This window comes from Paraburkholderia sp. RL17-368-BIF-A (assembly GCF_046054045.1).
GTDB classification, from domain to species: Bacteria; Pseudomonadota; Gammaproteobacteria; order Burkholderiales; family Burkholderiaceae; genus Paraburkholderia; species Paraburkholderia graminis.
Genome location: NZ_JARESN010000002.1, coordinates 461062 through 474466, shown reverse-complemented (window position 1 = coordinate 474466; position 13405 = coordinate 461062). Strand labels below are relative to the sequence as shown.

The 13405-nt window shown below is 64.0% G+C and carries 12 protein-coding genes; 5 read left to right on the top strand and 7 right to left on the bottom strand.

Annotated elements, in window-relative coordinates:
- The 4 genes from P0D87_RS05180 to P0D87_RS05165 all read left to right on the top strand — a co-directional run bounded on the left by P0D87_RS05180 (position 1) and on the right by P0D87_RS05165 (position 5508).
- A complete protein-coding gene (locus tag P0D87_RS05180) occupies positions 1–1281 on the top strand; it encodes a DUF445 domain-containing protein (protein WP_053859157.1) in 1281 nt (426 codons plus the stop codon).
- Positions 1282–1430: 149 nt separating this feature from the next.
- Positions 1431–3386, top strand: coding sequence for an AI-2E family transporter (locus P0D87_RS05175; RefSeq protein WP_006047007.1), 1956 nt, complete (start codon positions 1431–1433; stop codon positions 3384–3386).
- A 173-nt stretch (positions 3387–3559) separates the two neighbouring features.
- A complete protein-coding gene (locus P0D87_RS05170; protein WP_053859158.1) occupies positions 3560–5311 on the top strand; it encodes an FAD-dependent oxidoreductase in 1752 nt (583 codons plus the stop codon).
- Positions 5308–5508 (top strand): hypothetical protein, encoded by a 201-nt coding sequence (locus tag P0D87_RS05165; protein WP_053859159.1) that lies wholly within the window; start codon positions 5308–5310, stop codon positions 5506–5508. The genes P0D87_RS05170 and P0D87_RS05165 overlap by 4 nt, the downstream gene beginning before the upstream one ends.
- Positions 5509–5597: 89 nt before the next feature.
- Here the strand turns inward: P0D87_RS05165 and P0D87_RS05160 are convergent, their stop codons facing one another.
- The 3 genes from P0D87_RS05160 to P0D87_RS05150 all read right to left on the bottom strand — a co-directional run bounded on the left by P0D87_RS05160 (position 5598) and on the right by P0D87_RS05150 (position 8640).
- Positions 5598–6572 (bottom strand): 2-dehydropantoate 2-reductase, encoded by a 975-nt coding sequence (locus P0D87_RS05160; RefSeq protein WP_053859160.1) that lies wholly within the window; start codon positions 6570–6572, stop codon positions 5598–5600.
- Positions 6573–6576: 4 nt separating this feature from the next.
- On the bottom strand, positions 6577–7368 hold the full coding sequence (locus P0D87_RS05155; protein ID WP_053859161.1) for a class II aldolase/adducin family protein: 792 nt from the start codon (positions 7366–7368) through the stop codon (positions 6577–6579).
- Positions 7369–7440: 72 nt separating this feature from the next.
- On the bottom strand, positions 7441–8640 hold the full coding sequence (locus P0D87_RS05150; RefSeq protein WP_053859162.1) for an amino acid aminotransferase: 1200 nt from the start codon (positions 8638–8640) through the stop codon (positions 7441–7443).
- Between the two features lie 174 nt (positions 8641–8814).
- Between P0D87_RS05150 and P0D87_RS05145 the strand changes: the two genes are divergently transcribed.
- Positions 8815–9756: a LysR family transcriptional regulator gene (locus P0D87_RS05145; RefSeq protein WP_006047000.1), complete on the top strand. Its 942-nt coding sequence runs from the start codon at positions 8815–8817 to the stop codon at positions 9754–9756.
- A 42-nt stretch (positions 9757–9798) separates the two neighbouring features.
- Here the strand turns inward: P0D87_RS05145 and P0D87_RS05140 are convergent, their stop codons facing one another.
- From P0D87_RS05140 to P0D87_RS05125, 4 genes are all read right to left on the bottom strand, one after another.
- A complete protein-coding gene (locus P0D87_RS05140; protein WP_053860708.1) occupies positions 9799–10608 on the bottom strand; it encodes a helix-turn-helix transcriptional regulator in 810 nt (269 codons plus the stop codon).
- A gap of 155 nt (positions 10609–10763) precedes the next feature.
- The gene (locus P0D87_RS05135; protein ID WP_053859163.1) at positions 10764–11888 is read right to left on the bottom strand and encodes a hybrid sensor histidine kinase/response regulator; all 1125 of its coding nucleotides are present in this window, start codon (positions 11886–11888) and stop codon (positions 10764–10766) included.
- A gap of 9 nt (positions 11889–11897) precedes the next feature.
- Entirely contained in the window at positions 11898–12524 is a 627-nt protein-coding gene (locus P0D87_RS05130) for a chemotaxis protein CheB (RefSeq protein WP_053859164.1), read from the bottom strand.
- Between the two features lie 10 nt (positions 12525–12534).
- Positions 12535–13380, bottom strand: a complete 846-nt coding sequence (locus tag P0D87_RS05125) for a CheR family methyltransferase (RefSeq protein ID WP_053859165.1) — start codon at positions 13378–13380, stop codon at positions 12535–12537.
- Between the last annotated feature and the right edge of the window lie 25 nt (positions 13381–13405).

Genomic DNA, 13405 nt, shown 5'->3' with positions numbered 1-13405 from the left:
ATGAACAAAGCACTCGAACTGAAGAAAGCCAAACGCACGCCGTTGCTGCTGCTCGCGGCCGCGGCCTGCGTCTTCGTCGCGACCGCGTTGATGCCGCGCGGCTTGTGGATCGACGGCATCAAGGCGGTGGCGGAGGCCGCGATGGTCGGCGCACTCGCGGACTGGTTCGCGGTCGCCGCGCTGTTCCGACGCGTGCCGATTCCGCTGGTGTCGGCGCATACGGCGATCATTCCGCGCAACAAGCACAAGATCGCCGACAACCTCGCCGTCTTCGTGCAGGACAAATTTCTCGACGTGCCGTCGCTCGTCGGTCTGATCAGGAAGCACGATCCGGCGCAGAGCATCGCGCGCTGGCTCGCCGAGCCCGCCAACAGCGCGCGCCTCGGCGATTACGTGGTGAAACTGACGAGCGGCATGCTCGATCTCACCGACGACGTGCGCATTCAGGTCTTCATCAAGGACGCGCTGCGCGACGTGCTCGCGAAGGTCGACCTCTCGCAGTCGATGGGCTCGATTCTCGATACGCTTACGAAGGACGGCCGTCACCAGGAACTGCTCGACGCCGGCATCGAACAGGTCGTCGCGCTGCTGCGCGAACCGCAGGCGCGCGAGTTTATCGCGGAACGTATCGTCGATTGGGTGAGGAGCGAGTATCCGAAGATGGAGAAGATTCTGCCGTCCGCATGGCTCGGCGAAAAAGGCGCCGAGGCGCTGGCCAACGCGGTGAACCGCATGCTCGAACAGATCAGCGAGAACCCGACGCACGAACTGCGGCAGAAGTTCGACGGCGCGGCGCACAAGCTGATCGTCAAGCTCAAGAGCGACCCCGCGTTCCTGCAAAAAGGCGAGGAACTGAAGCGCTATCTCGTGGAAGGCGAAGCGCTCGCTTCGTATGTGAAGGACATGTGGGGCGAATTGCGCGCGTGGCTCAAGCGCGATCTGCATAGCAGCGACTCGGCGCTGCATGCGCGAGTCGTCGCGTCCGGTCAATGGGTGGGCCGCGAACTCGCGAACGATCCGGCGCTGCGCCAGTCGCTGAACGATCACCTCGAAGAAGCCGCGCGCGCGATGGCGCCCGAGTTCGCGCGATTCCTCACACGGCATATCAGCGATACCGTGAAAAACTGGAACGCGCCGGAGATGTCGCGGCAAATCGAGTTGAACATCGGCCGGGATCTGCAATACATCCGCATCAACGGAACGGTGGTCGGCGGCTTTATCGGTTTGCTGCTTTATGTGAGCACGCAACTGTTCGGCTTGCTGCGCGTGCACATCGGCTGAGCGCGCGATATAGCGTCGCGCGACGCAAAGCGCCTACAATCCGGGCATAAGGTTTGCTCTCCCGCATGGGCCGCACACGGCCTATGCCGCCGCCGCGTCCATCGCGCCGGACCAGAAGCGACCGCGCCACACAATCGGACAGTGTGCTCATGAAAATATCGTTGCCGCCGCCTGGGCGGCCCAATCGCGTTTATCCGCCTGGCGCACCAGGCCTGCACGGCCTTGCCTCGGTGATCACGGGCGTCGTGGTGGTGTGCGCGCTTTACTTCGGCCGCGCGGTGCTGATCCCGATCACGCTCTCCGTGCTGCTCAGCTTTCTGCTCGCGCCGCTCGTGCAGATGCTGCGGCGTTTGCGCATGGGACAGTTGCCGTCCATCTTCATTGCGGTGCTGTTCGCGCTCGCCGCGCTGCTCGCTATCGGCGCGCTGATCGGCGCGCAGCTCGTGCAATTGGCCGGCGACTTGCCGCAGTATCAGGTGGCGATCGAGCAGAAGATCGAAACCGTGCAGGAGAAAACGATCGGCCGCGCCGATTCGCTGATGAGCCGCGCCGCGGCCACGCTGCAACGCGTCGCGCCCTCGAAGCCGCCGCCGCCGCGTCCCACCGGCCGCGCGGCGCGCAATGCGCCCGCGGTGCCTACACCGGTCGAAGTACACGAGCCGTCGCCTACGCCGATGCAGCTCGCGCAGCGCGCGTTGTCGCCGGCCATCGCGCCAATCGAAACGACCTTCATCGTGCTGGTGGTGACGATTTTTATTCTGCTGCAACGCGAGGATTTGCGTGACCGTTTGATCAGTCTGTTCGGCTCGCGCGACCTGCATCGCACGACGACCGCGATCAACGACGCCGCCGTGCGCCTGAGCCGCTACTTCGTCGCGCAACTCGGCGTGAACCTGAGCGCGGGCGGCGTGATTGCAATCGGTCTCGCGATTATCGGCGTGCCGGGCGCGCTGCTATTCGGCGTGATCGCGGCGCTGCTGCGCTTCGTGCCGTATATCGGCATCTGGATCGCGGCGATTCTCGCGGTGTTTCTCGCCGCCGCGATTCAGCCGCAATGGACGATGGCGGTGTACACGCTGATACTGTTCATCGTCGTGGATGTGGTCGCCGGGCAGATCGCGGAGCCGCTGCTGTATGGGCACCGTTCGGGGCTCTCGCCGCTCGCGGTCGTGGTCGCGGCGATTTTCTGGAGCTGGCTATGGGGGCCGATCGGCCTCGTGCTGTCCACGCCGCTCACGCTGTGCGTGGTCACGCTCGGGCGTTACGCCGACCGTCTGAACTTTCTCACGGTGCTGCTCGGCGATCAGCCGGCGCTCACGCCCGCGCAGAACTTCTATCAGCGGCTGCTCGCCGACGATCCGCACGAGGCGATCGTGCAGGCCGAGCGTCTGTTGCGCGAAATGTCGCTGATCGACTACTACGACAAGGTCGCGCTCGAAGGGCTCAAGCTCGCGCGCAACGACGCGATGCGCGGCGTGTTGATGCCCGACCAGTTGGCGAGCGTCAACGAAGCGCTGGTCGACATCGTGGAAAACCTCGAGATCGCGGACGGTTTGCCGGACCGCCTCGCGCGTCCCGAACCAGGCGACGCGGCCGCGCTGCACGCGGCGTCATCGGCGGATCTGTCGGAGCGGCACGAGCAGACCCGCGAGCATTCGTCCGAACATCACGACGACGAAAAGACCGCCGTGCTATGCGTGCCGGGACGCGGCGCGTTCGACGAGGTGACGACCGCCATCGCCGTGCAACTGCTCGGGCGCGTCGGCTTCGCGCCGATCATGGCGACGCACTCGGGCTATCGCAGCGCGCGCGCCGACGAACCGAGCTACAAAAATGCGCCGATCATCTGCATCGTCACGCTCGACGCGCCCGATTCGCCGCCGTACCTGCGCAACATGCTGCGGCGCACGCGCGAATGGCGGCCGCGCGCGACGCTCGTGGTCGGCGTGGGCGGCAGCGCGGAAAACGGGCACGACATCGGCATGGGCTCGACTGCCGCGGCGCACTCGGCGCCCACCTTCCGCGCGATGATCGAAGAATGCCAGGTCGCCGCGTGGGCGTTGCAGGCGGGCCGGCATTCGCATGTCGCCGGTGGGGCGGATTGATCGTGGTCGATCCAACCACCGCGTAAAACCACCCCGCGCCTGTACCCAAAATGAGGACAGGCGCGCACAAGCTCTCCTCCATACTTCGCTCATCGCTTTTTCATTTCGCGCCGCTTCTAAAAGAACCGAACACGCCAGCGGCCGCGAATGCAGCGAACATCGAGGAGACCCGCATGAGCCGCAGCTTCAAACCCTATCCATTTTCGCCGCGCCGTTACGAGGGCGCGGTGCCTCCACTCGTCGACGGACGCGATCCCGTGCGACGGTCCGTTGCGATTGTCGGCGGCGGGCCGGTCGGCATGACGCTCGCGCTGGCGCTCGCCCGCCAGGGCGTGCGCTCCGTTCTGATCGAAGCCGACGACAGCGTATGCACCGGCAGCCGCGCCATTTGCATCTCGCGGCGCAGCCTCGAAATACTCAAGCGCCTGGGCGCCGTTGAAGGCTTCTTGCAAAAAGGTCTGCCGTGGACGGGCGGCCGCAGCTTCTATCGCGATACCGAGGTGTTCCGCTTTTCGATGCATCAGGACGACGAGCAATCGCTGCCGCCGATGATCAACATCGCGCAGTATCAGATCGAACAGTTCCTGCTCGACGAACTGGAGCGGCACGCGGACCTGATCGAGATTCGCTGGCAAACGCGTGTGACCGCAATCGGGCAACGCGCTGCGTCGGACGCCTCGCGCGGCGCCACGCTCGATCTGCAGACCGGCGACATCGCATGGCAAATGGAAGCCGACTGGGTCGTCGCGTGCGATGGCGGGCGCAGCACGATACGCGAGGCGCTCGGACTCAAACTGACCGGCACGACGTACGAAGGCCGCTACGTGATCGTCGATATCGAACTGCACAGCGACCGCGCGACCGAGCGGCTCGCCTATTTCGATCCGCCGTCCAATCCCGGCTCGACCGTTCTCGTGCACAAGCAGCCGGACAACGTGTGGCGCATCGACTACCAGCTACGCGACGACGAAGACCCGCAGGCGGCCGTCGAACCCGGCAACGTGATGCCGCGCGTGCAAAGCGTGCTGGACGCGATGGGCGAAACAGGCGAATGGTCGCCGATCTGGATCACCGTCTACAAGGCCAACGCGCTGACGCTCGAACGTTATCGCCACGGCTCGGTGCTGTTCGCGGGCGACGCGGCGCATCTGGTGCCGATCTTCGGCGTGCGCGGCGCGAACTCGGGTATCGACGACGCCGACAATCTCGGCTGGAAACTCGGCTGCGTGGTGAACGGCATCGCGTCGCCCGAGCTGCTCGATAGCTATAGCGACGAGCGCGTGTTCGCCGCACGCCAAAATTTGAGCTACGGCATGAAGAGCACCGAATTCATGGCGCCGCCGACCTTCGCTTTCGAGCTGATGAGAAGCGCCGTGTTGGGCCTCGCCGAACGTCATGCCGCCGTGCGTCCGCTGATCAATCCGCGGCAGACGCATCCGATTGCTTATGCGCAATCGCCGCTCAATCGCGTGGCGGCCGAGGCAACGGAGAACCCGTTCACCAATGGCACGGCGCCAGGCAGTGTGCTGCCGGAGTGCCGCCTCAAGTCCATTCGCGATGGCAAGCTGCTCGACATGCACCTCACCGATCTGCTTGCGCCCTGCTTCACCGCGCTGCGCTTTTCCGCCGATGCATCGCAAGAGAGCGCGTGGCGGGACATGCAAGAGGACCTGGCAAGCCGCGCGATTCCGTTCAACGTAATCACCGTGGTGGTTCATGCAAGCGACGAGGCCAACGCTAACGGCACAACCGCAATCGATCACACCGGCCGTCTGCATCAAATGCTCGATGCCGAAAAAGGCACTGTCTATCTGATCCGCCCCGACGGCCATGTGCTCGCGCGCTGGCGCGAAGGCAGCGCGGCCGCCACGCAGCGCGCGCTGATGGCCGCACTGAACATGGAAAACAAGGAGAGCCAGTCATGACCGATAGCGATCTCGACCGCGTCTATACGGCGCTTTGTCATACGCTCAGCGCCGAAGGCGAAGCCGATGCTCCGCTGTATCTCGCTCGCCTCGCGCTGCTGTGCATCACCGACCTCGACGATGCACAACGGGCTGTGTCCTTGATCGAAGCGGCGCGCTTGCCAAGGTCCGAAGCCGTCACGGCGACGGCTGTTTAGTTGGAATAGCCCTATAAAACAGGCATAAAAAAGCCGCCGCGAGAAAAACACGCGGCGGCTTTCTGCTTTAACGTGGCACTGCGCTGCGTTCAATACAGACCCAGCGTGCTGGCATGCAAGCGCGCGAGACCGAGCAGCGCATCCGTATAAGGCGTCTTCACGCCGGTCAATTGCCCGAGTTCGCGGACCGCGCTCACGAGTGCGTCCAGTTCGACCGCCTTGCGCGCCTGCACGTCTTGCAGCATCGACGTTTTCATCGCGCCGAGTTTCAGCGTGACCGCGTGCCGGTCCTCGGGCGCCTGATCGATGGGAATGCCGAAACGCGCGCCGATTTCCTTCGCCTCGAGCATGATGCTCGTGACGAAGTTGCGCGCCAGTTCATCGCCGAGAATGCGGTCGGTGGTGGCGCCCGTGATCGCGCTGATCGGGTTCATCGTCATGTTGCCCCACAGCTTGTACCAGACGTCGCGCTGAATCTGCTCCGACACCGACGCATTGAAACCCGCCGCGGCCAGCGTCTCGGCGAGCGCCTTCACGCGTTCGCTCGGACGCCCGAGAGCCTCGCCGATAATCAGCCCATTGCCTTGATGATGCCGGATCACGCCCGGCGCCTCGACGAGGCAACTCGCGTGCACCACGCAGCCCACTGTTTGCGCGCTTGGAATCGCGGCGGCGATTGCGCCGTCGGGATCGATTGACTTGAGCCGCTTGCCCACGAAGTCGCCATGCAGACCGTCGCAGAACCACCACGGCACACCGTTCATTGCGGTCAGCACGACGGTTTGCGCGCCGAGCAGCGGCGCGATGTGCGCGGCCACCGAGGCCATTGCCGGCCCTTTGACCGCGACCACGACGAGATCCTGTACACCAAGCTCGGTCGGGTCTTGCGCGGCTTGCACAGTGACGGTTTGCGTGCTGCCGCCTTCGATCATCCTCAAGCCCTGCTCGCGCAACGCGGCCAGCATCGCGCCGCGCGCCACCACGCCGACCTCGTGGCCCGCCTGCGCGAGCTTCACGCCGATCCATCCGCCAATGGCGCCCGCGCCGTAAATCGCTACTTTCATCGCTTCATTCCTTGTAACTCGCATCGATGCGCTCGACGCGCCGCACGAGCGCATCGAACACGTCCTGTCCCGCGCCGTGACGGGGATCGAATTGCAACGCGTCGCGCGAGCAGCGAATCGCGACGTCTTCGGGAACCGGCCGCGCCTTGCCCATCGAAAACGTCGCCATCTGAATCTCGCATGCGCGGTTGAGCGTCCATAGAACCGCGAAAGTTTGCGGCAACGTGCGGCCCCATGCAAGCAGCCCGTGATTGCGCAGAATCACCGCCTGCCTGTCGCCGATATGTTCGACGAGCCGCGGCCCCTCTTCCGCATGCACGGTGATGCCCTCGAAGTCGTGATACGCGATGCGGTCGTGCAATTGCGCGGTGTAGAAGTTGGTCTGCTGCAAACCGTCTTCGAGACACGCGACGGCGACGCCCGCCGTGGTATGCGTGTGCATCACGCAATGCGCGCCGGGCACGCCTTCGTGAATCGCCGCATGCACGACGAAACCAGCGGGATTCACCGGATAACGCGAGCCGTCGAGCACGCGCCCTTGCGCGTCGATCTTCACCAGATTGCTCGCCGTGACTTCGCTGTAGTGCAAGCCGAACGGATTGATGAGGAACTGGCGCTCGCCGCCGCTCACGCTCTCCGGCACACGCAACGTGATGTGGTTGTAGATCATCTCGGTCCAGCCGAGCATGTCGAAGATGCGGTAGCACGCGGCCAGTTGAACGCGCGCCTGCCATTCGTCCGCATGCATGCCGGCTTTTTGCGGCGCACTTGCCGGTGGCATATCAAGTGTCGTCATCGACGTCTCCAGGGTTATCTGTTGGCTGTGCGCGTTGCGTGCTCGTTCGCGTTGGCTGCGCTGCCGCGGTCGCTATGCGCCCGCGACCACCGCGGCAATCGACGACGCCACGTACTCCGCGTTGCGCGCATTCAGGCCCGCGACGCACATGCGGCCCGAGCGCAGCACATACACCGCGTGTTCGCTGCGCAGGCGCTCGACCTGGCTCTCGCTCAGGCCCGTATAGGTAAACATGCCGCGCTGCGCGACGTAACGCGCGCGCATCACTTCATCGACACGGCCTGCGAGTCCCGCGTGAATCGTGCCGCGCATCGCGAGAATGCGCTCGCGCATGGTGGCGAGTTCCGCTTCCCACGAAGCGCGCAACGACGCATCGGACAGCACGTTCGCGACAAGACGCGCGCCATGCGTCGGGGGATTGCTGTAGTTCGCGCGCACCGTGGACATCAACTGGCCGAGCACGCGGCCCGCTTCATCGGCGCTCTTGCAGACCACGCTCAATGCGCCGCAACGCTCGCCGTACAGCGAGAAATTCTTCGAAAACGAATTGGCTGCAATCAGCGGTATGTCGGCTTCCGCGAGCATACGCACGCAAGCGGCGTCTTCTTCGAGGCCCGCGCCGAAGCCCTGGTAAGCCATATCGACGAACGCAATCAGCTTGCGACGCTGCAATACCGGCACGAGTTCAGCCCATTGCTCGTTGCTCAGATCGACGCCCGTCGGATTGTGGCAGCACGCATGCAGCAGCACGATGCTGCGCTCGGGCAATTGGCCGATCGTCTCGATCATATCGGCGAAACGCAGGCCGCCTGTCGCTTCGTCGTAATACGGATAGGTGTTGACGGTTAGGCCCGCGCCCTCGAACACGACGCGATGATTCTCCCAGCTCGGGTCGCTGATCCAGATTTGCGAAGCGGGAAAATAGCGCCGCAGGAAATCGGCGCCGACCTTCAGCGCGCCGGAGCCGCCAATGGTTTGCAGTGTCGCGATGCGGCCCGCCGCGCGCGCTTCGCTGCTCGCGCCGAAAACCAGCGTCTGCGCGGCTTCCCGGTAGAGCGGCAAGCCTGCCATCGGCAGATAGGAACGCGGGCCGATTGCGTCGAGCAACGCGGTTTCGGCGCGGCGCACGGCATCCATGACGGGCAGCTTGCCGGCGTCGTCGAAATAAATGCCGATGCTCAGATTGACTTTGTTCGGGCGCGGATCGAGCTGGAAATCTTCGTTCAGGCTGAGAATCGGGTCGCCGGGATAGGCGGGAATATGGTCGAACATGGCATTTCCTTGAAGGGAGCCTGGCGTGGCGCACGCATACGTCCACAGAGGCGAGGCGGAAAGTCTAAGCGCCTTTGTGTGCTTCCGTCGATTGGGACAAGTGTCGATGACCGCGCGGCAATCTACAATCAACCGATTTTGCACGATTCGTAAGTTTTTCTTTAGAATCGCGTCATGGCACTTACTCGCGTCACCATCCGTCAATACGAGGCGTTTCTCGCCATTGTCGATCTTCACAGCATCGGCGCGGCGGCCGAACGGCTGGGGCTGACTTCGTCCGCGGTGAGCCAATTGCTCGCGGAACTCGAAGCGGAACTCGGCTTTCGTCTTTTCGACAGGACCACGCGGCGCGTGAATCTCTCGAGCGCGGGTCAGGATTTCCTCGCATCGGCGGAATCGGTGCTGCGCCACGTGCGCGCCGCCGCCCAATCTGCCGACGATATTCGCAACCGCGCGGCCGGCATCGTGCGGATCGGCGCGCCGCTCGTGCTGGCGTCCACCGCGTTGCCCGCGGCGATTGCCGATTACGCGCGCGACAAGCCCAAGGTCGTCGTGCGCATTTGCGATACCGTGGTGGAGCAACTGGTCGAGCGCGTGGAAAGCGCGGACGTCGATCTGGCGATCGGGCCGGACAGGCCAAGCGGTGCGCGTGTGCGCCGGGACGCGGCGTTCGCAAGTCCGTGGGTGATGTGGTGCGCGCCGTCGCATCCGCTCTCCGCGCGCAGACGTGTTCAATGGCAGCAGTTGCGCGACGTCCCTATCGTCGCGACCGGCCGCGATCACGAACGCGCGGTCGACCAGATGCTTGCCGATCTCCCCGTCGAGGCGCGCATCGTTCCCGCGGACGTGGTGGACAACGTGACCACCGCTTTCGGTATCGCATCGCGCGGCCTCGCGGTGACGCTCGCGCCGGCTTATGTCGCGCCGCTCGCACGCACCTTCGGTCTGGTGATGAAGCGGATTGTCGAACCGGAGACGATCCGCGAGGTGTGTTTGTACCGCTCGACCGAACGCGCGTTATCGCCGCCTGCTGCGGGCTTCGCGGATTTTTTGCTGCCGTGGCTCAAGCGCTGGGATCGTGAGACGCAGGCGGATACGCGGGTGAAGCGCGGGTGAAACGCGGTTGGGGCGTGGTTGAAGCGTGGTTTAAGCGGGAAATCAGCCGCGCTGCGGCGTCACGCATAGCGCAAACAGTTGCCGCTGCCCCGAAATACCGAGCCGCGCGTAAGCGCGCTTCTGATAAGTGACGACGCTCGCGGGCTTCACGCCCATTCGTTCCGCGATTTCGACTGCGCTCGCACCTTCGAGCGTGCCGCGCAGCACGTCGAGTTCGCGCGGGGTGAGCGCCGGGCAGATTCGTCTGACGCGTGCGAGCATGGTTGCCGCCGGACTCTCTTCATGCTGCGTATGCAGCGCGTAATGCGTTTTCGCCGCCTGCGCGAAGAGCTGCGCGAGGCTTTCGACTCGCTGCAACTCGCTCGTCTCGAAGACGCCGTAAGCGCGATCGCGATACAGGTTGATCGACAGCCACACGCTTTCCATCGGTTGCACGAGCAACGACAGGCGATCCGACACATTGGGCTGCGCGTAACACGCCGCGCGATACGCTTCGTTCCCGATCTCGTCGCTTTGCTGCTGATGCAAGACGAGCGCGTCGCGCGAGTGCGGGTTATCGACAATCGCGCGGTTGCCGTCGAGTGCATAAAAATGCGCGGCATAGCGATTCGCGACGTCGCGGAGAAAACGCCCGCCGCGATGGTCGGCGGCGGAAATGGTGCGCGGCCGTGCGTCGAATTCATACGCGAATACGGTGCACTGCGAAACCGGCATCATGTCGCCGACCGTTCTCAGCATGCTGGCGGCGAGCGCGTCGGCGTCGCCGTGCGCAATCGACATGACCAGATCGGCCGCGCGCGCGGTGCTGATCTGTTCGTTTCGGTGAGGCGGGGAAATGCGCCAGGAACGCATGATGGCTTCGGGCTCGCGCGGCATTGATGGGGTGCGTCAAGCGTAGCACAGCGCGTCGCGGCGTGCGTCGGCAGCGGTGTTCATAGCGCATGCCGTCGCGGCAAAAGCACTGCGCGGTTCGTCGCGCGCAGTTCGTCGCGCGCAGTTCGTCCCGATCACCTCCCCGAAAACGACCCGCGTTGCAGCGTGACCATTCGCGGCAACTCGATCGTGAACACCGTGCCGCCGCTTTCGTCCGATTTCACGTCGACCGTACCGCCGTGCATCCGCGCGATTTCATGGACGATATGCAAGCCGAGACCCAGTCCCTCGCGCGAACGCGAGCCGTTGTTGTTGGGCCCGAACGCCTTGAAGAGATGCGGAAAAACCTCGGGTGGAATCACGCCGCGATTCGCCACTTTCAGACGCACGAAATCCGCCGCTTCGCCGTCCACCTCCACGTTCACGTCGCCTGCCGCGCCGTGGTGCAGCGCATTGCTGACGAGATTGGACACCGCCTGCCACACGAGATCCGTATCCCACGCGCCCGCCGTATTGCCGCGGCTCCTGAACAGGATGCGCTTGCCGTTCTCGCGCGAAGCGAATTCGTCGATCACCGACCGGCATAGCGTTGCCAGTTCGATCGAACGAGGCTGCAACGGCAGACGTCCGCCTTGCAGACGCGCGAGGTTGAGCAACTGATCGACCATCCGCGCCATGCGCAGCGAACTGTTTTTAACGCGCGCCGCGACCGTTGCGGATTGCTGATCGGCTGCCGTGCGCATCAGGTATTCCGCCGACGCAAGCACGGCCCCAAGCGGCGTGCGCAGATCGTGACTGAGCACGGCCATTAGCATCTCGTTGGCTTCGAGCATCTGACGCGTGGTGACGAGCTGCGCGGCAAGCTGGCGCTTTTGCTGTTCGAGCTGAACGAATACATCCACCTTCGATTGCAGAATGCGCGGATCGAACGGCTTGTAGAGAAAGTCCACAGCGCCCGCTTCGTAGCCGCGAAACGTGCGCGACGCATCCTGCGCGGTAGCGGTCAGGAAGATGATCGGCACATGCGATGTTCGAGGACTGCCGCGCATCAACGCCGCCAGTTCGAAGCCGTTCATGCCGGGCATGTTGACGTCGAGAATCGCGAGCGCCACCTCGTGCTTGAGCAGCAGATCGAGCGCGGCCGTGCCCGAGTCGGCCACCAGCACGGCCACATCGGGACGCGTCAGCAACGCCTTCAGCGCGGTGATGTTATGGGCGATGTCGTCGACGATAAGAATATTGACGGGTGAGTTCGACATGGCATCGGGTCAAAGAGAGGCCGGCCATGCTGCGAGCCGCCGGGCCATGGTTTCGGGAGAATAGACGTAGTCGGCCGCGCCGCGTTCAATCGCGGTGCGCGGCATCTCGGACGACATGGCGGTGGCCGGGTCCTGCACCCACGCGACGCCGCCCAACGCACGCACGCGCTGCAAGCCATTCACGCCGTCGTCGTTCGCACCGGAGAGCAGCAGCGCCAGCAAATGCTCGCGATACACGTCGGCCGCGGACTCGAACAGCACGTCGATGGAAGGCCGCGAGAAACGCACGGCCGCATCGGTTGAAAGTGCAACGGTCCGGTCTACTTCGACCAGCATGTGATAGCCGGGCGGCGCGACATGCACGCGGCCCGGCATGATCTGCTCGCCCGCGTCCGGTTCGATCACGGGCAACCCGCAACGGTGCGCCAACGCTTGCACGAGATAGCTCGGCGGGTCGGGCGGCAGATGCATGACGATCATCACAGCGGGTGCAAAGCTCGCCGGCAGCGCGGCGAGCAGCAAGTTGATGACCTCCATGCCGCCAGCCGAACCGCCGATCACGACGAGTTCGCACGCGCGCGCATCGCGTGCGTCACGCACTGCGTCGACGTCAGGTTGAGTGATTGAGCGCGGCATCACGTTGGTCTCAGCGCTTCTGGTAAATACGCTCGCCTGGACGGAATTCGTCGAAGGCTTCGTAATGACGGGAAAACCGCAAGGTCTCCTTGCTGCCGAGGCCGAGAAAACCGCGCCGTACCAGCGCGTTTTCGAATAGCCCCAACGCGCGGTCCTGCAAGCCGCGATCGAAATAGATCAGGACGTTGCGGCATGAGACGAGGTGTGCTTCGAGAAAGACTTCGTCGGTGGAAAGACTGTGGTCGGCGAACACCACGCGGCCTTTGAGCGAGCCGGCAAAACGCGCGCCGCTATACGCCGCGTGGTAGTAGTCCGACAGCGAGCGCGTGCCGCCCGCCGCGAGATAGTTCTGCGTGAAGCCTTGAATGCGGTCCAGCGCGTAAATGCCGGCTTCGGCGCGCGCGAGCGCGTCGGGGTTGATATCGGTCGCATAGAACAGCGTGCGCTCGGTCAAGCCCTCCTCATCGAAGAGAATCTTCAGCGACCATAACTCTTCGCCCGTGCTGCAGCCGGCGACCCACACCTTGATCGACGGATACGTGCGAAGACGCGGCAACACATGTTCACGCAGCGCGAGAAAATAGGCAGGATCACGAAACATATCGCTGACCTGCACGGTGAGATACTGGAACAGCCGCGAAAACTGCTCACTGTCGCGCATGATGCGGTCCTGCAATTGCGACAGCGTGCCGAGCCCGAACTCATCGAGTGCCTGCGACAGGCGGCGGCGCAGCGACGACATCGCGTAGTGGCGAAAATCGTGCTGGTACTTCAGGTAAATAGCCTCCAGCAGCAATTTCAACTCGATGTCGAAATCGCTCATGCGTTGCCGTGCGTCGAATTCTGGGTGGCTCATTCGTTCTTTCCGTGTCGCTATGCTG